Here is a 21,534-nt window from a genome sequence, read left to right as displayed (position 1 = left end):
GGTGGCCGAACTCGCGGGGCGGGGCGGGGGGTATCGGATGGTTCGGTGACGTGGGGGGCGGGAGGCGCGGAGGCCTGGCTTCGCTACCTGCCGCGGACCCTGCCCACGCTCGTGGAGCGGCGGCTACGAGACGGCTTCCAGCGGCAGGTAGCTGCCGCGCCAGGTGGCCGCCAGCTCCTGTACCGGCAGGTTGAGTGCCTCACCGAGGCAGACGATCGTGCCGAATCCAGGAGACGGGAGCCGACCGGTCTCGATCTTGCGGAGGGTCTCGGGGGAGATGCCCGCCGCGTTCGCGACCTCCGCGAGGTCGCGCCCGCCTCGGGCGTGGCGCAGCAGGGCGCCCAGGCGCCGGCCGGCTTCGATCTGCTCGGGTGTCAGCGGCTGGCGGACCATACGTCCAGAATAGGACTGGTATTAGTATACCGGCAAGTGTTACGGTTCCGGTATTACTATACCGGCAGCTTCTCCGTGAGGTGTTCGTGATCGAGCTGAAGACGCCCGCCGAGATCGAGCGCATGCACGTGGCAGGCCGTTTCGTCGCCGAGGCGCTCTCCGAGGTCGGTCGGCTCGCCGACGTCGGGGTCAACCTCCTCGACCTCGAACGCCACGTGCGCGGCATGATCGAACGCCGTGGGGCGGAGTCGTGCTACTGGGACTACGCGCCGTCCTTCGGCAAGGGCCCGTTCCGCAACGTCATCTGCCTGTCCGTCAACGACGCCGTCCTGCACGGCCTCCCCCATGACTACGTCCTGCGCGACGGGGACGTGCTGACCGCGGACCTCGCGGTCGGGATCGATGGCTGGGTGGCCGACTCGGCACGCACCATCATCGTCGGGAACGCCGCCGAGGAGGACCTGCGGATCATCCGCGCCACCGAGGAGGCGTTGGAGGCGGCGATCGAGGTGGCACGCCCTGGCAACCGGCTGGGCGACATCTCGGCGGCGATCTGGGCCGTGGCCAGCGACTACGGCTACCCGGTCAACACCGAGTTCGGTGGCCACGGCATCGGCCGCACGATGCACGAGGATCCCCACGTCCCGAACAAGGGGCGCGCGGGCCGCGGGCTGAAACTCCGACCGGGCATGACCCTCGCGCTCGAGCCGTGGCTCGCCCGCACGACCGACCGAATCGTCTACGACGACGACGGCTGGACCATCCGCTCGGCCGACGGCTCACGCACCGCCCACTCCGAGCACACCGTCGCCATCACCGAGGACGCCCCCTTGGTGCTCACCCGGCGCGACACCGAGGAGCCCGCCGCACGGGGTGGTTCCGCCCGTCGCGTCTCCACTGAAGACGCCTAGCTGGTCAGGCCGTTCGCATCCGCAGGTCCGACGAACAGGGACGGCACGGCGAGGCCGACCGGGACGCGGAGCCGACCGTGACCCGGACCGACCGTGACCCGGACCGACCGTGACCCGGACCGACCGTGACGAGCGGGGTGAGCGGGCTCGCCGTGACGGGGACGACAGTTGGGAGTCGAGGCGTGGGTCGGGCAGCAGAATGCGGCGGTGACCATCCCGCTGACCGCGCCCTTCACCCTCGAGGCCGCCCGATCACGCACAGGCCGGTCGCGCACCGCCACCGCTCTCGCCGGGCTGCCGGCGGCTATGGGCCTGGGGCTGCTGTCCGCTCTCTTCTTCTCCGTCTCCTTCGTCGTCAACCACGGGATGGCGCTCGGCGGCGGCCCCTGGGAGTGGAGCGCCTCCCTCCGCTTCCTCATGTCGTTGCCGGTGTTCGCGCTGATCGTCGCGGTTCGTGGCGGGCTGGGCGGCGTGGTTCGGGCGTTGGGGGACGCGCCCTGGCGCTGGCTGGTGTGGAGCACCGTGGGTTTCGGGCTCTTCTACGCGCCCATCTGCCTCGCGGCCGGGTTCGCGCCCGGGTGGCTCGTCGCCTCGGTGTGGCAGGTCACGATCGTGTGCGGGATGCTCGTGGCTCCGCTGTTGTATCGGGACCGGGACCGGCGGCGGATTCCGCTGGCGGGCCTGGGGCTCTCGGCCGTCGTGCTCGCGGGGGTCGGGCTGACCGTGGTCCAGGCGCCGGGCGGCGTGGGGTCCGGGGTTCTGGTGGGGATCGCGGCAGTGCTGGTCGCGGCCGTGGCCTACCCGGTCGGGAACCGGAAGTCGATGGAGCTCGCGGGTGACGGGCTGGACACCTTCCAGCGGCTGTTGGCGTTGTCGCTCGCGAGCCTGCCCTGGTGGATCGGGCTCTCGGCGCTCGGGCTGGCGCGGACGGGGCTTCCCGACGGCGCGCAGGTCGCCAGCACGGGAATCGTCGCGTTGAGCTCGGGGGTGATCGCGACCGCGCTGTTCTTCGCGGCCACCAGTCGGGTGCGGGACAACCCCCTGCGGCTCGCGGCGGTGGAGGCGACCCAGGCGGGCGAGGTGATGTTCGTGGCGCTGGCCGAGCCCCTGGTGCTGTCGACAGCGCCACCGGGGGCGGTGGCCTGGATCGGCATCGCGGTGATCACGCTGGGTGTTCTCGGCTACTCCTTCGTGGGACGTCGCCCGACCGGCTGAAACGACTCAGGTGGTCCGGTCGCGTAGCCGATACCGATCTCGATGAAAAGTCTGGGAAAGTTCGCACTCGTTGTAATGCTGGTGGTCGGAGCGGTGCCGGTGACGGCGGCCGCGGCGGACGAGGGCCCGATCGTGGTGAACGGGGTCGTCCGGGACAACGTCGACAACACGCACAGCCCGCAGCTCGACGCGGCACAGGAACAGGAGCGGGCCAGGGGGTCGGCCGAGGAGGCGCCACGGGCGGCGACACCGCACGTGCGCGGGATCGACGTCGCCAGCCACCAGCACCCCAAGGGTGCCGCGATCAACTGGCGCGGCGTCGCCGGCGCCGGCTACCGGTTCGCCGCGGTGAAGGCGTCCGAGGGCAACTACTACACGAACCCCTACTACACCGGCGACCGGTCCAGCGCGCGGACCGCCGGCATGTACACCTACGCCTACCACTTCGCCATCCCCAACGTGTCCTCCGGCAGGACCCAGGCCGGCTACTTCGTCGACCGCGTCGGCTACCAGCAGGACGGCCGCACGCTGCCGCCCGCGCTCGACATCGAGTGGAACCCCTACGCCGACCGGGACGGCACCAACGCCTGCTACGGCCTCAGCAAGAGCCAGATGGTCGCCTGGATCAGGGACTTCCTCGCCGAGGTCCGGCGCCGTACCGGCGTGCAGCCGATCATCTACACGGCCGCCTACTGGTGGCGGGACTGCACCGGTGGCACCTCGGCGTTCAGCGGCAACCCGCTCTGGGTCGCCTCCTATGCGGCCAAGCCGCGGATGCCCTCCGGCTGGCCGACCTACGCGATCTGGCAACACACCAGCAGTGCCACCGTGCCAGGCATCTCCGCGCTGACCGACGGGAACATCGTCCGCGGCGGCGAGAACACCCTTCGTGCGCTCGCGGTCCGGTCGTCGGCCTCGGCCGGCTACACCGCGGTCGACCCGGTCCGCGTGCTCGACACCCGCAACGCCGTCGGTGTCGGCAGCAGGACCCCGCTCGGCGCCGGGGGAACCGTCCTGCTGGACCTGTCCCGACGGCTGCCCAGGACGGCCACGGCCGCCGTGCTGAACGTCACCGGGATGACCAGCCGTGCGGGTTACCTGACCGTCTGGCCCAACGGCACCCCCCGGCCGCCGGTGTCAAACCTCAACCTGGCCGCCGGCGAGACCCGGCCCAACCTGGTGACCGTCCAGCTCACCGGCGAGCGGAAACTCCGGCTGTTCAGCAGCGCGAGCGGAACGCACGTCCTGGCCGACCTGGCCGGCTGGTACGCCACCGACGCGACACCGCTGTTCACCGCACACACACCCCGCCGGGTCCTGGACACCCGCAGGACCGGCGGAGCGGTCGGTCCCGGAGCGAGCCGCCGGGTCGACCTGTCCTCGGTCGTGCCCACCGGCGCCACCGCGGTCACGTTGACCGTGACCGGGGTCGGCGCCGCACGCCCGACGTTCGTCACGGCATGGCCCACCGGGCGTCCCCGCCCGCGGGTGTCGACACTCAACCTCGCCGACGGCAGGGCCACGCCGAACCTCGTCACCGTGCGGCTGGGGGCGGGCCGGTCGGTCAACCTGTACAACCACGCCGGCTCGGTGCACCTGCTCGTCGACGTCGCCGGCTACTACCGACCCGGCAGCGGGGCCCGGTTCGTCGCGACCACCCCGCGCCGGTTGATCGACACCCGGGGCGGTCGGCCGACCTGGGTCCCCGCGTCCGGCGGTGGCCAGGCACTGGCGCTGAACACCCTGGGGCAGGCCGCCTTCGGCGTCACGGGCACGGTGCTCAACCTGACCGGTGTCTCGCCCAGCACCGGCACCTTCATGACGGTCTACGCGCGTACCTCGGCCACGCCGGCCCGGCCGCGCTCGTCGAACCTGAACCTGGTCACCCGGCAGACCGCGTCGACCCTGGTGTCCACGGCGGTCGGCCCCGGTTCGACGGTCTGGGTGTACTCCAACGCCGGCACCGTCCACCTGATTGCCGACGTGGCCGGCTACTTCGTCTCCCGCAGGTGACCGGAGGCCACGGCCAGCTGGGCGGCGAGCGGGAGGCGGACCTCGAACCGGCAGCCGGGGCCGTAATTGCGCGCGTCGATCCGGCCGCGGTGCGCCTCGACCAACCCCCTGGCGATCGCCAGGCCGAGTCCCCCGCCCGGCTGCTCCTCCCCGTCCCGCCCCGGGGTCCGGGCGGCCGAACCGCGGAAGGCCACCTCGAACACCCGGGCCAGCTCCCCGTCCGGGATGCCGCCGCACCCGTCGTCCACCGCGAGCACCGCGTCGCGACCCTCGACGTCCAGGTGCACGGTCACGGTGCCGTCCGGCGGCGTGTGCCGGATCGCGTTCGACACGAGGTTGCGCACGACCCGGCCGAGCTCGGGGTCGCTGCCGAGCACGACCGGGGTCGTCGCGGCCTCCGCGAGGACCCGCACCCGCTTGCGGTGTGCGACCGGGGCCAGCGCGGCGAGCACGTCGCTCACCACCTCGCCCAGGGCCACCTGGGCCATCGTCAGCCGTAGCGCACCGGCGGTGATCCGTGACAGCTCGAACAGGTCGTCGACCATCCCGGACAGTCGCCGGGTCTCCGTACCGATGCGGCCCGCATAGCCGGCGACCTCGTCGGGTGCCCACACGACACCGTCGGCGAGCGCCTCGGCCATCGCCTGGATCCCTGCCAGGGGCGTCCGCAGGTCGTGGCTGATCCAGGCGACCAACTCGCGCCGCGACGCCTCGGCGGCCCGCTCCCGCTCCCGCGCCTCGCGCTCCCACACGCTCCGGCGGGCGAGCGCGTGCCCGAGCAGCAGCGCGACCGGCAGCGTCACCAGCACCACCAGCAGACACACCAGCGCCATCGTGGCCAGCGTCGCGTTGAACATGAAGCCGCTGACCCCGAGCACCCCGGCCATCAGCGCGACGACGGGGACGAGCACGAGCACGGTCATCGCGGTGCCCAGCGACCCCCGGCTGACCCGGTACAGCACGACCGCGCCCACGGCCACGACCGGCAGGACCAGCGCGAGCGCCACCGGCAGGATGTGCAGTGCGTGGGTGACCAGCTGGCCGAGCGACTCGCTCGGGTCGATCATCTGGCTAAGCCTGGGTGTCATAGCGGTACCCCACCCCCCACACGGTCACGATCCGGGTCGGCTTCGCCGGCTCCCGCTCGACCTTCTCCCGCAACCGTCGCACGTGGACGGTCACGGTCGACTGGTCGCCGAAGTCCCAGCCCCACACCCGTTCCAGCAGCTGCTCGCGGGTGAACGCCCGCCCCGGGTGGGAAAGCAGAAACGCGAGGAGGTCGAACTCGCGCGAGGTCAGGGACAGCTCGGTATCGCACCAGGTCGCCGTGCGGGCCACGGTGTCGAGCCGGAGGTCGCCGTCGACCAGCGGTTTGTCCGGCAACGAGGTCGTCGCGGCGGCGCGGCGCAACACCGAGGAGACCCGCAACGCCAGCTCCCGCGGGCTGAACGGCTTGGTCACGTAGTCGTCGGCACCGAGCTGCAGACCGGCGATCCGGTCCTCCTCCTCGCCAAGCGCGGTCAGCATCACCACCGGCACCGCGCTGGTCCGGCGCAGTCGGCGGCACACCTCGAGCCCGTCGATGCCGGGCAGCATCAGGTCGAGCACGACCAGGTCGGGCTCGTTCCCGGCGATCCAGGCGAGCGCGTCCTCACCGGTGTCGGCGAGCGCCACCTCGTGCCCGGCCAGTTCGAGGTAACGGCGCACGACGTCCCGAACGGTGAGGTCGTCGTCCACGACCAGCACCCGTGCCTGCGGGTTCATTCCGTCACCAGTTCGTCGGCAGCAGATGGTTCACAGCCAGGGCGGCCGCGCGGAGACGACGTGCGGAAGGCGCCGCACGCGGGCGAGCGAGGGGTTTACCGTCCGCGTGCGGCGCCGCCGCAGAGCCCTCGAGGAGCTCTTCCGGCCCGGGGGCATCGAGCCGGGGTTGGTCTCGGCCCCGTCCTGGGGCCGAGCGTCCGCGGTGGGTTCGCACCCACGCCAATCATTCAGTTTCGACGGGCTGTCCGGCAAGTGTCGCTTCAACCGTGCGCGAACCGTTGTCCAACTCGAGCCGAACCTTGTCACCCGGCTTGTGCGAGCGGACCGCGGCGACCAGCGCGTCGGAGGTGTCGATCCGCCGCTCGTCGAGCTTGGTCACGACGTCGCCGTCGGCCAGGCCGGCGTTGGCGCCGGGGCCGTTCGCGGTGACGTCGACGATCAGCGCACCACCCGCGTCGTTGTCCCGCACCGTCACGCCGAGGATCGTCTGGGTCGCCTTGCCGGTCTTGACGATCTCGTCCGCGGTGCGCCGCGCCTGGTCGATCGGGATGGCGAACCCGATGCCGACCGAGCCGCCCTGTGCCTGACCGCCGCCGGTCGGGCTGTAGATGGCCGAGTTGATCCCGATCACCTGGCCCTGCATGTTCACCAGCGGACCGCCGGAGTTGCCGGGGTTGATCGCGGCGTCGGTCTGGATCGCGTCCATCACGGTGGCCTGCGAGCCGTCCTCGCCGCCGGCCCTCGTCGGGCGTTGCAACGCGCTGACGATGCCGGAGGTGACCGTGCCGGACAGCTCGAACGGCGATCCGAAGGCCACCACGCCCTGCCCGACGCGCAGGTCGTCGGACCGGCCGAGCTCGGAGACCGGCAGGCCGGACTTCTCGGCCCGCACCACCGCGACGTCCGACGTCGGGTCCCGCCCGACGATCTCGGCCGAGGCGGTGCTGCCGTCGTGGAACACCGCGACGATCTGGCCGTTCTCCGCGGCGGCCTCGACGACGTGGTTGTTGGTGACGATAAGCCCGTCCGAGCTGATCACGAAGCCGGAACCCTCCCCTGCCGAGGACCGTCCCCGCACCTGCAACTGCACCACGCTCGGCAGCACCTTCTCGGCCACGGCCTCCACCGACCCGGCGGGGGCGTTGCCCGTCTGCTCGGCCGGCCTCGGCTGGTCGAGAGCACTGGTGGCCGCCCCGTTCGACTCGTTGTCGGCCACGACGTAGCCGCCGACCGCGCCGGCACCACCGCCGACGAGGAGCGCGAGTACGGCCAGCCCGGCAACGAGACCCGCGCGACCACGGGGCTTCTCGGCCACGCCGGTCGGGCGCGGCTGACCCGGAACACCCATCGGCGGAGCGCCGTAGCGGTACCCACCGGGTGGCGGCGGTCCCCCGAGGCCGGCTTGGGGGGCGGCCGTGCCGTAGAGCACGCGCTCCCCCGGCACACCGAAGCCGCGCCGCGGGGTTTGGTCACCGGCGGCCTGGTAGGGCGAGGCCCCGGCCGGCGGGCTGTAGGGCGTCGTGGTTCCGGGAGTCGCGGCGGCCGGCGGGGCTGCCTGCGACGGCGATGGTTCCGAGGCCGGCGGGCCCGCCGGCGACGGCGGGGGTTCCGCGGCCGGCCGGCTGTCACCGGACGGGGCGGACGGCGGCGTGGCGAGCTGGCCCTCTCCCGGAGCCGGACTCGCGGCGGGCTCCGGACGCGCCGGCTCCTCGGGCTTCGGTTCCCGGTTGTCCTCGGTCATGTCATCACCTTGCGTGCTGGTCCTGAGAACGGCCTGAGACAAACCTATGGGGAGTCGATGAGTTCAGCTCGTCGACGGGACACCCGGTAGGCGAATTGCCATCAGGGCGCCGCCGTCGGCGGAGCGGCCCGCGTATACCGCTCCCCCGTGCCGTTCCACCGCGCTCTTCACGATCGCGAGGCCCAGCCCCGACCCGGGCAGCGTCCGCGCCTCGTCGGACCGGTAGAACCGGTCGAACACGTGGGGCAGGTCCGTGTCCTTGATGCCCGGCCCGGCGTCGGCGACCTGGAGGAAGGCGTAACCCTGCCCCGCGTGGCGCAGGTCGACGCGGACCGTGCCGTCGGGCGGGCTGAACTTCACCGCGTTGTCCACCAGGTTGAGCACCGCGCGTTCCAGTGCCGCCGGGTCGCCGAGCAGGAACCAGGGTTGCAGGTCGACCTCGAAACGGACGTCGCCGGCGCGACGCCTGGCTCGTTCGAGCGCCTGCTCGACCACCTCGACCATGTCCACCCGTTCCCGGGTGGTGGTCGCGCCGTCCTCGCGGGCGAGCTCCACCAGGTCGCCGATCAGCTGGGTCAGCTCGTCGAGCTGGGCGTGCAGGTCGGCCTGGATCTCCGCTCTGTCCTGTTCGGACAGCGTAGGGGTGTTCGGCTTCTCGGCGGCCAGCAGCAGCTCGAGGTTGGTGCGCAAGGAGGTCAGCGGCGTGCGCAGCTCGTGTCCGGCATCGGCGACGAGCTGCCGCTGCCGGTCCTGCGCGTCGGCCACCGCCGCGAGCATGACGTTGAAGCTGTGCGACAACCGAGCCAGCTCGTCGTCCCCCTCGACCTGGATGGGGCGCAGGTCCCCGGTCTGTGCGACGCGCTCGGTGGCGCGGGTCAGCCGCTGCACCGGCCGCAGCCCGGTCCGGGCGACGGCGGTCCCGGCCAGCGCGGCCAGCGCGACGCCGCCGCCGCCGATCAGGAACAGCACCAGCGACAGGTCGGTGAGCTGCTCCTTGGTCGGGCGCAGCGACTGGGCGAGCACCAGCGCCTCACCGTTGTCGTAGGCCACGGCCAGCACCCTGGCGTCGGCTTTCTGGTCGGTACGCAGGTGGCTTCGCTGCTCGCCCCTGGCCACGGCCACCTCGTTCCGACCGATCGGGGGCAGCTCGGGAACCGGCAGGGTCGGCTGGCCGTTCGAGTTGATCAGCGCGAACTCGACGTCGGTCAGCGCGAAGAACGCCGCGGGGACGCGAGTTCCGGCCGAGTCGAACACCGGGGACTCCAGCGTGTTCGACGCCTTCCTGGCCAGCGAGGCGTCGACCTGGTTGTAGAGGTTCTCGCGCACCGTCAGGTAGGCCCCGAGCGAGACCAGCGCCACGGCGCCGGCCACACAGCTCGCCACGAGCCAGGTGACCCTGGCCCGCAGCGACACCCGCTCGCGGTTGATGATGGTGGGCGAGGTCACGGAGGCGTCTCCCGCAGCACGTAGCCGATGCCCCGGACGGTGTGGATCAGCCGCGGCTCCCCCTCGGCCTCGGTCTTGCGACGGAGGTATCCGATGTAGACCTCGAGGGCGTTGCCGGAGGTCGGGAAGTCGTAGCCCCAGACCTCCTCGAGGATGCGGCTGCGGGTGAGGACCTGCTTCGGGTGCGCGAGCAGCAGCTCCAGCAGCGCGAACTCGGTTCGGGTGAGGCTGATCGGGCGGTCGCCGCGGCGCACCTCGCGGGTGCTGGGGTCGAGCTCGAGCCCGGCGAAGGAGAGCGTGCGCGGCGCCGGACCGGCCGTGGGGTCGAAGTTGCGTCGGCGCAGCAGTGCGCGCAGGCGGGCCAGCAGCTCCTCGAGGGCGAACGGCTTGGGCAGGTAGTCGTCGGCGCCGGCGTCCAGCCCGGCCACCCGGTCGGACACGGTGTCCCGGGCCGTGAGGACGAGGATCGGCAGGTCGTCGCCGGTGCCGCGGAGCCGGCGGCACACCTCGAGGCCGTCCACCCTGGGCATCATGACGTCGAGGACCATGGCGTCGGGCCGCTCCGAGGTGATGGACTCGAGTGCCTGCTGGCCGTCGCTGGCCAGCTCGACCTGGTAGCCGTTGAACTGCAGCGAGCGCCGCAGCGACTCCCGAACGGCTCGGTCGTCGTCGACAACGAGGATGCGCATGGGGTCAGTGTCGCCCGTCCTGCTGAGACGGGCCTGAGAAGCACACGCCGAGCGAGCCGGGGTGCCCTTTCGTGGCCCCTCGATAGGCTGCCGCGCCATGCGATCAAGGGTGGAGGTTGGCGGCGGCCAGCCGGTGGGATATGTCGATCACGGCGGCGACGGGCCGGTGGTCCTGTTGTTGCACGGCTATCTGATGGACGCGGACATGTTCGCCCCGCAGGTGGCGGCGCTCGGCGGGGCGTTCCGGCTGATCGCGATGGACGTGCGCGGCCACGGCGCGACCCCGGCCGTCGGGGCGTTCACCTACCGGGACCTGGCCTGCGACGCGCTCGGCCTGCTCGACGCCCTCGGCGTGGCCCGGTGTGCGGTGGTCGGGGTGAGTGCGGGCGGGGCCATCGCCTTGCACATGGCGTCGCAGGCGCCGGACCGGGTCGCCGCGCTCGCCCTGCTCGGCACCTCGGGTGCGCGCGAGGAGCCGGAGATGGGCCTCGCCCACTGGCGGGCTGCCCATGCCTGGCGCGACCAGGGCCCCACGCCGGCGGTGCTCGACCTCAACGCCAGGACCTGCCTCGGCCGCCACGACGCGACCGAGTGGAAGGCGAGGTGGCGGCACCTCTCCGGCATCGACGTGCTCACCGTGCTCATACCGCTGGCCAAGCGGGACGGCATGCTCGACAGTGCGAACCAAATTCGCTGCCCCGCCCTGGTGATGCACGGCACAGCCGACGCGGTCTACACCGTCGACCACGCGTACGAACTAACCGAGGCGCTCCCGAACGCCGTCCCACCGGTGATCATCGACGGCGGTGCGCACTTCCTGAACCTCACCGACGCGGACGCGGTCAACGCGCACCTGCGCGCGTTCCTCGGCTGGGCGATGGGCTCGGCCTGACGGCGCTCAGAACGAGTCGGCCATCCGGCACGGGTGCGGTGCGCCCGTGAGCAGGTCCAGCAGCCGGGCGTCGACCGGGTCGCCGGTCAGCAGCCCCGCCCGCCGCAGCATCGCGGAGTCGGCCGAGCCGGCGAACCACGGACCGAGTCCCCGGGCGTGCAGGCGGACCGCGCCGCTTCCCCCGGGCTCGCAGGCGACCTGACCGGCGTCGCAGACCAGCCGGTGGCGGCCTGAGTTCCACGGGGCGTGCTCGTCGGCGACCTCGATGTCCACGGCGAACGAGGTCAGGTGGGTCGCTGCCGGCCAGCCGCGGGCCGTGACGGCGGCGGGGAGGTCGACGACGCGGAGCATCCAGGGGTGGTTGACGACCTCGTAGAGCACCGGAAGCGCGACGAGCAGCTGCCACCAGGCCGGGTCGACGATCCGCAGGGAGACCTCGTTCACGATCCCCGTCCAGCGCGCCAGGCTGGCCAGCAGGGCGAGGCCGGTCTCCCCGTCCCGGGCGACGAGGTCCTCGCACACCAGCTTGTCGCCGTCCGGGCGCTGGGCCGCCAAATAGCCGAGCAGGGAGCCGTCCGGGCCGGGTACGACGTCCAGGACGTCGAGGTCGAGTGCCTCCTCGGGCTGGAACGCCTCCGTCGCCCTGTCCAGCATGCCGTCTACTGTGGACGCGACGGACAGGTAGACGTCGGTCAGGGCGGGCAGGTCCTCCTTGCCCGCACGCCGCATCGTCGGCCGGGTGGCCGGCTTGGGCAGCAGGGCCAGCATCTCCGGGCGCAGCGTCGCGCGCTGGTAGTCGCCGGTCTGCTCCCAGCCGCGACCGCGGTAGAGCGCCGGGGCCGACGGATAGAGCGCGGAGATCACCTGACCGTGCTCACGCATGTCGGCCAGGGCGGTGTCGAGAAGGGCGGAGGCGACGCCCTGACCGCGGGCGTGTGGGTCGACGGCGACCGAGGCGACGCCGCCCATCGGCACCGCGACCCCGCCGAAGAACTGCCGGTAGTCCCGCACCTTGAGGCTGCCGACGATGCGGCCGTCGTGCTCGGCGACCAGGCCGCGCCAGCCCTCGGTGCGATGGGACCAGAACGCCTCCGGACCGGACGGCTCCCGCGGACCGCCGAACGCCAGCCTGGTGAGCTGGTACAGCTGCTCGTCGTCAGCGGGCCGATGCGGCCGAACGATCACAGTGCCCCCTTTGTGGACCAGTCGAAGAAACCCCGGCCAGTCTTGCGGCCGAGCTCGCCGCGCGCCACCTTGTTCCGCAGCAGCTCGGGTGGGGCGAACCGCGGCCCGAGCTCACGCTCCAGGTGCTCGGCGATCGACAGGCGCACGTCCAACCCCACCAGGTCGGTCAGCCGCAGCGGGCCCATCGGCCAGCCGTAGCCCAGCCGCATGCCGGTGTCGATGTCCTCGGCGGAGGCGACGCCCTCGGCCAGCATCCGGATGGCCTCCAGCCCGACCGCGACGCCGAGCCTGGACGTCGCGAACCCCGGTGAGTCGCGAACCTCGATGACGGTCTTGCCCAGGGCCTCGGCGTAGCCCCGCACCGCCGCGAGCGTGTCGGCTCGCAGGCCGTCGTGGGTGACCAGCTCGACCAGCGCCTGCACGGGTACCGGGTTGAAGAAGTGCATGCCCACGACGCGCTCGCCGGGGAGGTGCTCGGCGAGCGCGGTGATGGACAGCGAGGAGGTGTTCGAGGCCAGGACGGCCTCGGGGCAGCGTTGCGCGACGTCGGCCAGAATGCGTCGCTTGAGTGCGAGGTCCTCCGGGACCGCCTCGACCACCAGCGAGGCCTCGGACGGGAGCCCGGCCGGACCGTCCACGACCGACAGCCGGGCGAGCAGGTCCTCGGCACCCGCGGGGAGCTTGCCGCGTTCCTCGGCCTTGCGCAGCGAGGTCGCAACGGCCTCCCAGGCCGCGACGACGCGCTCGGCGCCGGCCTCGACGACCGTGACCAGGCTGCCGGCGGCGAGCAGCACGTGGGCGATGCCCGCCCCCATGGTGCCGCCGCCGACGACGGCGGCCGTGCGCGGCGCCGCCGGTGCGGTCACTCGACCACCTCGGCGGAGAACATCGCCACCAGCTCCATCCCGCCGATCTCGGTGAGGTTCGCCCCGGAGGCCTGCCACTCGGCCGAGGCGAACGCGGCCTTCATGGCCTCCTTCGACTCGAAGTACAGCTCGGCGACCAGGTACGGCTCGTTCTCGCCCAGGAAGCCCGGGACGAACGTCCGGGTGACCTTGGCGATCTCCTGGCGGACCAGCCCGGGAACCGCGTCGATGAGCGGCTTGTGCGACTCGAAGTACGCCTTCTCGAACGCCTCGGGCTGGGCGGGCGTCCGGTACAGGGCGATGTACTTGATCATGTGACGCTCCTCGTCTCGGTCGGCGGTCGAACTGTAATAGCTGGCGACCGGGCACGATAGCGCTCGTGCGGATCATCCTGCTGCGGCACGCGGAGAGCCTGGGGAACATCGACGAGTTGGCGTACACGCGGACACCGGACCACGCCCTACCGCTCACCCCACGGGGTGAGGTGCAGGCGCGCGAGGCGGGTGCCGCCGTGCGCGCGCTGCTCGACGAGCCGGCCGCCGCCTACGTCAGCCCCTACGTGCGCGCGGTGCGCACGCTCGCGCTGCTCGACCTCGGCGACCGGCTCGAGCGGACGGTGCCCGAGCCGCGGCTGCGCGAGCAGGACTGGGGCAACCTGCAGGACCCGGTGGAGCAGGAGGAGCAGAAGCGCAAGCGCCACGAGTTCGGACCGTTCTTCTACCGGCTCGAGCACGGCGAGTCGGGCGCCGACGTCGACGACCGGGTGGCGAGCTTCCTCAACGAGCTGGAGCTGCGCATCGCCAAGGACGCCGGGCACCCGGACACGGTGCTGATCGTGTCGCACGGGTTGACCATGCGGCTGCTGTGCCGGCGGATGTTCTCGTGGAGCATCGACCTGTTCGAGTCGCTGGCCAACCCCGAGCACTGCGCCCACCGCGTCCTCACTTACGACGGCGGGCGCTGGCGGCTGGACCGGCCGTTCGAGCAGTGGCGCGACTCCCCCGACGGCACAACGCAGAGCTCGTAACGCCGTCAGTCGCGTTCCTTCACCTCGAGCACGGTCTTGCCCACGGTCTCGCGAGCCTCGATCGCCGCGTGCGCGTCGGTGGCGCGTTCCAGGGGGAACGTCTGGCCGACGAACGAGCGCACCCGGCCGGCCGCGGCCTCGGCCAGCAGGCCGCGCAGGTCTTCGGCGGTCTGCGCGGGGTCGTAGCTGAGGTCGAGCATGCCGAGCACGCGCACCTCCCGCTCCGAGGCCACCGCCGGGTCGATCGTCGGGAAGGTGCCGGCGGCGGCGCCGTAGGAGAGGAACCGGCCCCCCGGAGCCACCAGTTCGAACGCCGCCTCGCCCAGACCCCCGCCGGCTCCGTCGAACACGACGTCGACGCCCCCGACGAGCTCGCGGACCTGGTCGGCCCAGCCCGGGTCGGTGTAGTCCACGACGTGGTCGGCACCCCACTCGCGGACCAGCGCGAGCTTGCGCTCCCCGCGAGCGGCGCCAACGACTCGGCCGCCGGCGGCGCTCAGCAACGGGACCAGCAGCGCGCCGAGGCTCCCGCCGGCGGCGGTGACCAGTACCCGCTCCCCCGGTGCCACGGCCGCGTGGTGGAGCAGGCCGAGAGCCGTGGTTCCGTCGTGCAGGAAGCCGATCGCGTCACGGAAGTCGAGCCCGTCCGGCACCTCGACCAGCTCGGTCGCCGGGGCCACCGCACGCTCGGCGTAGCCGCCGGTGGGCACCTGGACCCCGCCGGTCCGCGTGCCGACGCGCGCCAGTACCCGCCGGCCGACCAGCTCGGGGTCCACTGAGGACCCGACGGCGGAGACGGTGCCGGCGACGCCGTTCCCCGCGACGTAGGGCGGGGTGATCCTGAACCACTCGATGCCCCAGCCGGAACGCAGCTGGGCGTCGAGGAACAACACGTCGGCCACCGCGACGTCGATCAGGACCTGACCGTCGCCGGCCACCGGTTCCGGCACATCGCCGGGAACCAGGACCTCGGGGCCACCGAAACGCACAACCTGGACAGCTCGCATGCGCCAATACTGGAAGCTGGACCTAACTGGAGGTCAAGCGATCAGCCCGCCCCGGTAGGCGACCAGCGCGGCCTGTACCCGGTTCACCGCGCCGATCTTGCCGAGCACCGCGGAGACGTAGCCCTTGACAGTGGCTTCGGACAGGTGGAGCGCGCCGCCGATCTCGGCGTTGGACAGGCCCTGGCCGATCAGCGCGACGACCTCACGCTCCCGGTCGGAGAGCGAGGCGAGCAGCCGGCGAGCCGGCTCGGCCGCGCGTTCCCCGTCGGCGACGGTGGACAGCACCCGGGCGGCGACCTTGGGGTCGAGCACGGCACCGCCCCGCGCGAGGTCGCGCACGGCCTTGATCAGCACGGCGGGCTCGGTGTCCTTGAGCAGGAAGCCGCTCGCGCCGATGCGCAACGCCTCCTGGACGTACTCGTCGACGTCGAAGGTGGTCAGCATCGACACCGCCGGCGGATCCGGTAGGGCGCGCAGCTTGCGGAGCGCGACGATGCCGTCCGCCGCGCCCATCCGGATGTCGAGCAGTACTACATGGGGACGGTGCTGCCGGGCCAGGTCGGCCACATGCAGCCCGTCATCGCATTCGGCGACGACCTCGATGTCGCCAGCGCTGGACAGGATCGTGCGTAAACCCGAACGGACGAGATCCTCGTCGTCCGCGAGAAGCACCTTGATCACGAACGCCTCCCCGACAGTGGGCGGTCATGTTGGCTTGCGGGGTGGCTGCTGTAAGCGCTGCCACCCTGCGAGCCTACCTGGTCGCGCGGAGTGAGGAGGGTTATGCCGATCGCAGGGCGTCCTTGAGCTTGACCCTGGCCCCGCTGCGCATGACGGCGTTGGAGTAGATCCGGCCGGCGAGCCAGACCAGCGCCGGGATGAGGATCACGACCAGGCCGACCGAGAGAGCCGCCTGCCACGTCGGCACGCCGCCCATCGCGAGCCGCATGGGCATCACCGTCGGTGCGAACACCGGGAGGAGCGAGAGGCCTTCCACCATCGCGTTGTCCGGGTCCGAGGGCAGCACCGAGATGCCGATCACATAACCGACGATGACGAACATCAGCGCGGGCGAGACCACGCCGCCGACGTCCTCCTGTCGCGAGACCAGTGCGCCGAGACCGGCGAAGAGCAGCGAGTACATCAGGAAGCCGAGCAGGTACCAGACCACGAGCCAGATGACCGTGCCGACGGCGGTGGAGACGGAGATCGTCAGCACGTCCAGGGCGAGTGCGGCGGCGATGCCGACGCCGCCGATCACCACCATCTGGATGAGACCGACGAGACCGATCCCGAGCACCTTGCCCAGCATCAGCTGCCAGGGCCGGATTGTGGACAGCAGCAGCTCCACCACCCGGCTGGCCTTCTCCTCCACCACGCCCTGCGCCACGAGCTGACCGTTGAGCAGCAAGGACATGTAGATGAGGATCCCGGCGACGATGCCGAGGAAGAGCTGCTGGCCGTCGTAGGGGAACGGCTCCTCCAGCGGCTCGACCTGGACCGTGGCGTCGGCCACCGCGGCCGAGACCTGGGCGGGGTCGCCGCCGAGCTCGGCGATCTCCTGGTTGAGCGCGAGCTGGCTGGCGAGCACGTTGAGCGAGTTGCGCAGGGAGTCGTCGATGTCCTTCTTCACCACGACGCGCAGGCTGTCGGCGCTGCCGACGACGAGGGCGTCGAGGGACTCGTCGGCCACCTGGGCCCGACCCTCGTCCTCGGAGACCTCGCGGGTGTCGATGGTCTCACCGAGCGAGCGCGCGACGGCCTCCAGCGGCTGGGCCAACGCGTCGTTGCCCGGCGCGAAGCCGACTGTGGCATCGGAGCCACCGCCGATGAACTTCATCACGAGGGCGAAGCCGATCAGCAGGATGAGCGTGGCCGCGGTGGCGATCAGGAAGGCCTTGGAGCGCAGCTTGGTCCGCACCTCGCGGCCGGCCACCAGCCGCACGGCGTCCCAGGAGCTCAGTCGCACGTCGTGTCCCGGCGTGGTCATGCCTTGTCCTCCTGGGTGACGACGTTGCGGTACAGCTCGGTGAGCGAGGGTCGGCGGCGGCTGAACTCGTGGACGGGCCCGGTCGCGAGCGCGGCGGTGAGCACGGCCTGGTCGTCGACCCCGTTGGTGAGCTCGAGAATCGTGCGCGAGCCGTCGTGGGAGCGGACGGTGACCCCGGCGATGCCGTCGGTCCACCCGGGTTGGGCGCGCGGGGCGTCGACGACCATCTCGACGGCGCCGCCGGAACGCAGCTCGTCGACGGTGCCGACGGCGACCATCTCGCCGCCGCGGATGATGCCGACACGGTCGCAGAGGCGCTCGACGAGCTCGAGCTGGTGGCTGGAGAAGACGACGGGGATGCCCTCGGCTGCCTTCTCGAGCAGGACCTTGCTCATCACCTCGACCGCGATCGGGTCGAGCCCGGAGAACGGCTCGTCGAGGACGAGGATGTCCGGGTTGTGCACGAGCGCCGCGGCGAGCTGGACGCGCTGCTGGTTGCCCAGGCTGAGGTTCTGCACGTCGTCACCGCGACGACCGTCCACGCCGAGGCGTTCGGTCCAGTCCAACATAGAACGCTCAGCGTCCGAAGCGGACAGACCGTGGAGGCGGGCGAGGTAGACGAGCTGCTCGCCGACCTTCATCTTGGGGTAGAGCCCGCGCTCCTCCGGCATATAGCCGATCCGGCGCCGGGTGTCGAGGGTGATCGGTGTGCCGTCCCAGCGGACCTCACCGGAGTCGGCCGCGAGCACCCCGAGCGCGATGCGCATCGTGGTGGTCTTACCGGCCCCGTTGCTGCCGACGAAGCCGAACAGCTCGCCGGCGCGGACATCGAACGTCGTCTCCCGCAGTGCGACCACGTCGCCGTATCGCTTGGAGACGCGGTCGATCTCCAACCGCGCGTCGCCCATGAGTTTCCTCCCCACAACACAGGTGCTGGGGGGCACCCTAGCGCGCCGGTCAGCGGGACCGCACGGACCCAACGGAGAATGCAACGCCCTGGTCGTCCCGGCAGTCGGCGTGCCAGCCCGCCGAGTTCGGCTGGGTGGGTCCCGCGGTGCCGCCGGCGCGCCGAACCCGCTCTCTGGCCGCGTCCACGTCGTCCACCTGGAAGTAGACCGACGGCCTACCCGCGGAGCCGACGAAGACGCCACCGGTCGGGGAGATGTTCACGATGTTGAAGCCACCGGGGTGAGTTCCTGTCGTGTACTCCCAGCCGAGGAGGTCGGTGTAGAAGCGTCGAGCGTCGTCGTCCGCGACAGGCAGGACGAAGTAGAAGACGTCGCCGAGACCGCATCGGGGGTTGGCGTCGGCGTACCCCTCGGCCGGCTGCCACAGCTCGACGGACCCGCCGCGCCCGTCCTCAGCGGTAGCACTCCACCCCGACTCGGACTGTTTTGCCCCCGGCCTCCCCTCCACCCCCGCCGCGACGAACGACGGCACGATCTCCGCACGGTCGGAGCCGCCGCGGATTCCCCCGGCCGGCGAGGAGCCGACGATGTGGTGGTAGTCCCCGTCGCTATCGAAGGCCCACCCGAAGACGTCGGCGTAGAAGCCCCTGGCACGTCCGCCGTCCGGGACGTGAATCACGAAGTATCCCAACATCAGTTCTCGTCTCCCGCCGTCCACTGGTTCAGCGCCATCAGCCAACCGTCATCCTCACGCACAAGCACCGATGTGACCACAATGGACCGCTCGGCGGCATTGCCCGCATGCATAATCCGGGCCCGATGACTGATCACCGCGGTCGACTCTCCAAGATGGACAATCCAGGACTCCTCGATGTCGTACTTGACGTAGGGCGGGTGGTCACTCATCTCGGCGACGCACTGCTGTTTGGTGTACGTGCCGCCGGGAAAGATGAGAAGGGCGTCGTCGGTGAGGTTCCGCTCGAAGAAGGCGGCGTCCCCGTTCCCGATAGCGTCGAGGAAGTCCCCGATGCGCGCCAACAGGACGCGCTCCAGCGAGTGCCGGGCAAAGCCCGCGAGCACGGACGCCCAGGGTCCAGGTGCGCTGGCATCCCACCCGTAGTGCCGCAGCACGACCCGCGTGCCGGTGGGGATCTCCTCGAACCGCACCTCGACCTCGGCCTGGCCGCCCCCGTAGCTGAACACCAGCCGAGGCCCGGCCTCCCAGACCCGCACGCGGCCGACCTCGGTCCCGTCTCCCGCGAGCACCCTGTCCCCGTCGAACCGGAGCGGACCGGCGTGGTCGGTGATCGAGCGGTCCGAGCGCCACCACTTGTCGGTGTCCCGGGTGAAGACCTCGAAGGCGTCGCCGGGCCTGATCCCCACCTCGACGATCGCGCCCGCTTCGTCACGCATCGTTCGCCACGTGGTCGGCGAAGGAGTCGAGCTGGTCACGCCAGAACGCGTCCACCTGGTCCAACCAGGCGCGCAAGGCGACGAAGGGCTCCGGGCGGAGGCGGTACACCCTGACCCGGGCATCGCTTTCCAGCGAGACGACCTCGACGAGGCCCGTAGTGCGCAGGACGCGGAGATGCCGGCTCATGGCGGGGCCGGTCATGTCGACAGCGTCGGCTAGCTCGCCGGCGCGGCGTGGTCCGGCCCGGAGGAGGTCGATGACCTGGCGGCGGGCGGGCTCGGCAAGGGCGCCGAGCACGTGGTCCAGTTGCGTGAGCACGCGGGTAACTATTAACGCTGGCGTTAATCAAGTCAAGCCCTGCGTCGGATCGGGTCGGGACCCGCTACCCTGTGCGGTGCAGCCCTCGTAGCTCAGGGGATAGAGCACCGCTCTCCTAAAGCGGGTGTCGCAGGTTCGAATCCTGCCGGGGGCACCAGTCCTGACCAGCACGAACAAGGCCCTTGACCAGCGCTGAGGCGGTCAAGGGCCTTGCTGTATATCCGGTGGCGTCCGGGTGTTTTCGGTGGTCGTCGGCCGTCTGTGCCGAATACGTGCCGAAAGTTGGCTACCGGGCAGGGCCGGGCCGAGTGTGCCCCAGCGCCTCCTGGACCCGTTGCCGCACGGCGGCGTCCGAGCCGTCCAGACAGGCGGCATAGGTGCCCAGCAGAACCTCGACGGAGTGCCCCGCCCACTCGGCAACCTCGTCGGCGGTACGCCACCGTTGAGCCAGGTCGACACCGCCGCGTGGCGAAGGTCGTAGGGAGTCCGCACCAGAGCTGTGGCGTACACCTCCGGTGTGAAGACCTCACGCCTCGCCCGGTCCCATGCTCGTCTGATCGTGATCTTCGGGAGCTCCCCCGCTGTCCGTTCCCCACGGAAGATCCGGCCGTCAGCAGTCGTGCCGTAGTCGTCCAGGTGTTGCCGAAGCATCTCGGTCAGCTCCGGAGGACAGGGAACCGGCCGGCTCTCCCCGCGAGCCCGATGCTTGAGCCCTCGCACGTCTCGGTTCGTACCCTCGTCGGTCCATATCCGACCCGCATGTGGCTCGGCTCGCTCGATCACCAGTTCTCCCACCCCGATTCCCGGCAATACCAGACTGTGCTTGTGCAGTGCGACAGCTTCCTCCGGCCGCAAGGCTGCGAAGTACAGGCCGACGGACCAGCGCTGGCCGTTGTGCCCGCGCGGACAGGACGCCGTCGGACGTGATTACAGGCAGACCCGGGTGACGGCCAACCGATTCCTCGACTACACGCGACGGCGGTAACACCGTCCGCCGGCATCCGTTTCCAGCGACCGTCCTGCCTTCGCCGAGCACCGGCCCGTGGCCTCGGCAGCGACACCTACGCCGGAGGATCTCCTGACCGTACCGGGGTAGCGGCGGTCAGCCGGTTTCCCGGCCCGCCGTGCCGGAACCCGGCTTCCGCCTGCGGCGGACGAGCAGGAACACCGCGACGGCGGTCGCGACGGCCAGCGCCGCGGCCCCTGCCGCGATCTGCCACACCGGGAGGCCGCTGTCGGCGGCCGGTTGGCTCGCGGTCCGGGAGGCCGCGGCGGGAAGTTGGGCGGTGTGGGCGGCGCAGACGATGGGTGGGTCGTTCCCGGTCAGCCTCGCACACGCCACGGTCGCGAGGCGCAGCAGCTCGGGAGGTGTGGCCACAACGGTCATCCGGGACCGGACCGTGGCTTCTCCGTTCGCCTTCAGCGCCACCGTCCAGGTGATGCCGTCGGCGTCGGTGGCGCCGGCGGGGTCCGCGGACTCGAACCTCAGTCCGGTTGGCACGGTCTGTGTCACGAGCAGGGCCTTCACCTCGGTGGCGCCGAGGTTCCGGACGGTCACGGTGTAGTCGAGCGTGTCGCCCGGCTCGACCTCGGTTCGCTCGTTGTCGACCGCGATGCTCAGCTGCGGCGGGAGCTCGGCCGACGCGGCGCCGCTGACCAGCGCCACCGCGGGCAGCACGGTCAGCACGGCCAGCAGGGTGGTTCGGGTACCCAGCCGATGTCGGAGGTTCACGTCTGCTCCTCGCCTTTCCGGGT

22 protein-coding genes and 1 tRNA gene are annotated in these 21,534 nt (G+C 71.5%); 6 read left to right on the top strand and 17 right to left on the bottom strand.

Annotated elements, in window-relative coordinates; translation table 11 throughout:
• Nucleotides 1-123 precede the first annotated feature (123 nt).
• Entirely contained in the window at nt 124-393 is a 270-nt protein-coding gene (locus tag BU204_RS23380; RefSeq protein ID WP_075127872.1) for a helix-turn-helix domain-containing protein, read from the bottom strand.
• Nucleotides 394-479: 86 nt separating this feature from the next.
• Here BU204_RS23380 and map point away from each other — a divergent pair, with 86 nt between their 5' ends.
• The 3 genes from map (at nt 480) to BU204_RS23365 (ending at nt 4,532) form a co-directional block, all read left to right on the top strand.
• A complete protein-coding gene (gene map, locus BU204_RS23375; protein ID WP_075127898.1) occupies nt 480-1,304 on the top strand; it encodes a type I methionyl aminopeptidase in 825 nt (274 codons plus the stop codon).
• 207 nt (nt 1,305-1,511) lie between these two features.
• Nucleotides 1,512-2,519: a multidrug resistance efflux transporter family protein gene (locus BU204_RS23370; protein WP_198942971.1), complete on the top strand. Its 1,008-nt coding sequence runs from the start codon at nt 1,512-1,514 to the stop codon at nt 2,517-2,519.
• 75 nt (nt 2,520-2,594) lie between these two features.
• Complete coding sequence (locus BU204_RS23365) at nt 2,595-4,532, top strand: GH25 family lysozyme (RefSeq protein WP_075127871.1); 1,938 nt, start codon at nt 2,595-2,597, stop codon at nt 4,530-4,532.
• On the opposite strand, the gene BU204_RS23360 is transcribed toward BU204_RS23365, so the two are convergent.
• The 5 genes from BU204_RS23360 to BU204_RS23340 all read right to left on the bottom strand — a co-directional run bounded on the left by BU204_RS23360 (nt 4,511) and on the right by BU204_RS23340 (nt 10,172).
• Complete coding sequence (locus BU204_RS23360) at nt 4,511-5,599, bottom strand: sensor histidine kinase (RefSeq protein WP_075127870.1); 1,089 nt, start codon at nt 5,597-5,599, stop codon at nt 4,511-4,513. The genes BU204_RS23365 and BU204_RS23360 overlap by 22 nt on opposite strands.
• A 4-nt stretch (nt 5,600-5,603) precedes the next feature.
• Nucleotides 5,604-6,296 carry a response regulator transcription factor gene (locus tag BU204_RS23355; RefSeq protein WP_075127869.1) on the bottom strand — a complete coding sequence of 231 codons (693 nt, stop codon included), beginning with the start codon at nt 6,294-6,296 and terminating at the stop codon, nt 5,604-5,606.
• A gap of 223 nt (nt 6,297-6,519) precedes the next feature.
• Nucleotides 6,520-8,037, bottom strand: coding sequence for a S1C family serine protease (locus tag BU204_RS23350; protein WP_075127868.1), 1,518 nt, complete (start codon nt 8,035-8,037; stop codon nt 6,520-6,522).
• A gap of 63 nt (nt 8,038-8,100) precedes the next feature.
• Nucleotides 8,101-9,483, bottom strand: a complete 1,383-nt coding sequence (locus tag BU204_RS23345) for a sensor histidine kinase (RefSeq protein ID WP_075127867.1) — start codon at nt 9,481-9,483, stop codon at nt 8,101-8,103.
• Nucleotides 9,480-10,172, bottom strand: a complete 693-nt coding sequence (locus tag BU204_RS23340; RefSeq protein ID WP_075127866.1) for a response regulator transcription factor — start codon at nt 10,170-10,172, stop codon at nt 9,480-9,482. Before BU204_RS23340 ends, BU204_RS23345 begins: the two co-directional genes overlap by 4 nt.
• A gap of 97 nt (nt 10,173-10,269) precedes the next feature.
• On the opposite strand from BU204_RS23340, the gene BU204_RS23335 reads away from it, so the two are divergent.
• The gene (locus tag BU204_RS23335) at nt 10,270-11,064 is read left to right on the top strand and encodes an alpha/beta fold hydrolase (RefSeq protein ID WP_075127865.1); all 795 of its coding nucleotides are present in this window, start codon (nt 10,270-10,272) and stop codon (nt 11,062-11,064) included.
• Between the two features lie 6 nt (nt 11,065-11,070).
• Here the strand turns inward: BU204_RS23335 and BU204_RS23330 are convergent, their stop codons facing one another.
• The 3 genes from BU204_RS23330 to BU204_RS23320 are packed head-to-tail and all read right to left on the bottom strand — an operon-like array spanning nt 11,071 to nt 13,429.
• Nucleotides 11,071-12,249, bottom strand: a complete 1,179-nt coding sequence (locus BU204_RS23330) for a GNAT family N-acetyltransferase (RefSeq protein ID WP_075127864.1) — start codon at nt 12,247-12,249, stop codon at nt 11,071-11,073.
• Nucleotides 12,246-13,115, bottom strand: a complete 870-nt coding sequence (locus BU204_RS23325; RefSeq protein ID WP_075127863.1) for a 3-hydroxyacyl-CoA dehydrogenase family protein — start codon at nt 13,113-13,115, stop codon at nt 12,246-12,248. The genes BU204_RS23330 and BU204_RS23325 overlap by 4 nt, the downstream gene beginning before the upstream one ends.
• Entirely contained in the window at nt 13,112-13,429 is a 318-nt protein-coding gene (locus BU204_RS23320; RefSeq protein ID WP_075127862.1) for an EthD family reductase, read from the bottom strand. Before BU204_RS23320 ends, BU204_RS23325 begins: the two co-directional genes overlap by 4 nt.
• Before the next feature lie 65 nt (nt 13,430-13,494).
• Between BU204_RS23320 and BU204_RS23315 the strand changes: the two genes are divergently transcribed.
• A complete protein-coding gene (locus tag BU204_RS23315) occupies nt 13,495-14,142 on the top strand; it encodes a histidine phosphatase family protein (RefSeq protein ID WP_075127861.1) in 648 nt (215 codons plus the stop codon).
• 5 nt (nt 14,143-14,147) lie between these two features.
• On the opposite strand, the gene BU204_RS23310 is transcribed toward BU204_RS23315, so the two are convergent.
• From BU204_RS23310 to BU204_RS23280, 7 genes are all read right to left on the bottom strand, one after another.
• Nucleotides 14,148-15,149, bottom strand: coding sequence for a zinc-binding dehydrogenase (locus BU204_RS23310; RefSeq protein WP_075127860.1), 1,002 nt, complete (start codon nt 15,147-15,149; stop codon nt 14,148-14,150).
• A 33-nt stretch (nt 15,150-15,182) separates the two neighbouring features.
• Nucleotides 15,183-15,830 carry a response regulator gene (locus tag BU204_RS23305; protein ID WP_075127859.1) on the bottom strand — a complete coding sequence of 216 codons (648 nt, stop codon included), beginning with the start codon at nt 15,828-15,830 and terminating at the stop codon, nt 15,183-15,185.
• Nucleotides 15,831-15,930: 100 nt separating this feature from the next.
• On the bottom strand, nt 15,931-17,139 hold the full coding sequence (locus tag BU204_RS23300) for an ABC transporter permease (protein WP_075127858.1): 1,209 nt from the start codon (nt 17,137-17,139) through the stop codon (nt 15,931-15,933).
• A complete protein-coding gene (locus BU204_RS23295; RefSeq protein WP_075127857.1) occupies nt 17,136-18,047 on the bottom strand; it encodes an ABC transporter ATP-binding protein in 912 nt (303 codons plus the stop codon). The genes BU204_RS23300 and BU204_RS23295 overlap by 4 nt, the downstream gene beginning before the upstream one ends.
• A 49-nt stretch (nt 18,048-18,096) precedes the next feature.
• Nucleotides 18,097-18,741: a VOC family protein gene (locus BU204_RS23290; protein ID WP_075127856.1), complete on the bottom strand. Its 645-nt coding sequence runs from the start codon at nt 18,739-18,741 to the stop codon at nt 18,097-18,099.
• Nucleotides 18,741-19,460, bottom strand: coding sequence for a DUF4440 domain-containing protein (locus tag BU204_RS23285; RefSeq protein ID WP_075127855.1), 720 nt, complete (start codon nt 19,458-19,460; stop codon nt 18,741-18,743). Before BU204_RS23285 ends, BU204_RS23290 begins: the two co-directional genes overlap by 1 nt.
• The gene (locus BU204_RS23280; RefSeq protein WP_075127854.1) at nt 19,453-19,779 is read right to left on the bottom strand and encodes an ArsR/SmtB family transcription factor; all 327 of its coding nucleotides are present in this window, start codon (nt 19,777-19,779) and stop codon (nt 19,453-19,455) included. The genes BU204_RS23285 and BU204_RS23280 overlap by 8 nt, the downstream gene beginning before the upstream one ends.
• Before the next feature lie 81 nt (nt 19,780-19,860).
• On the opposite strand from BU204_RS23280, the gene BU204_RS23275 reads away from it, so the two are divergent.
• A tRNA-Arg gene (locus BU204_RS23275) sits at nt 19,861-19,936 on the top strand.
• Between the two features lie 945 nt (nt 19,937-20,881).
• Here BU204_RS23275 and BU204_RS40200 read toward each other — a convergent pair.
• The gene (locus tag BU204_RS40200; protein WP_075127853.1) at nt 20,882-21,511 is read right to left on the bottom strand and encodes a DUF11 domain-containing protein; all 630 of its coding nucleotides are present in this window, start codon (nt 21,509-21,511) and stop codon (nt 20,882-20,884) included.
• Nucleotides 21,512-21,534: the final 23 nt, after the last annotated feature.

The sequence above is a fragment of the Actinophytocola xanthii genome, from assembly GCF_001921205.1.
GTDB lineage: Bacteria > Actinomycetota > Actinomycetes > Mycobacteriales > Pseudonocardiaceae > Actinophytocola > Actinophytocola xanthii.
The sequence above is the reverse complement of the archived record's forward strand: the minus strand, read 5'-3'. Positions and strand labels throughout refer to the sequence as shown.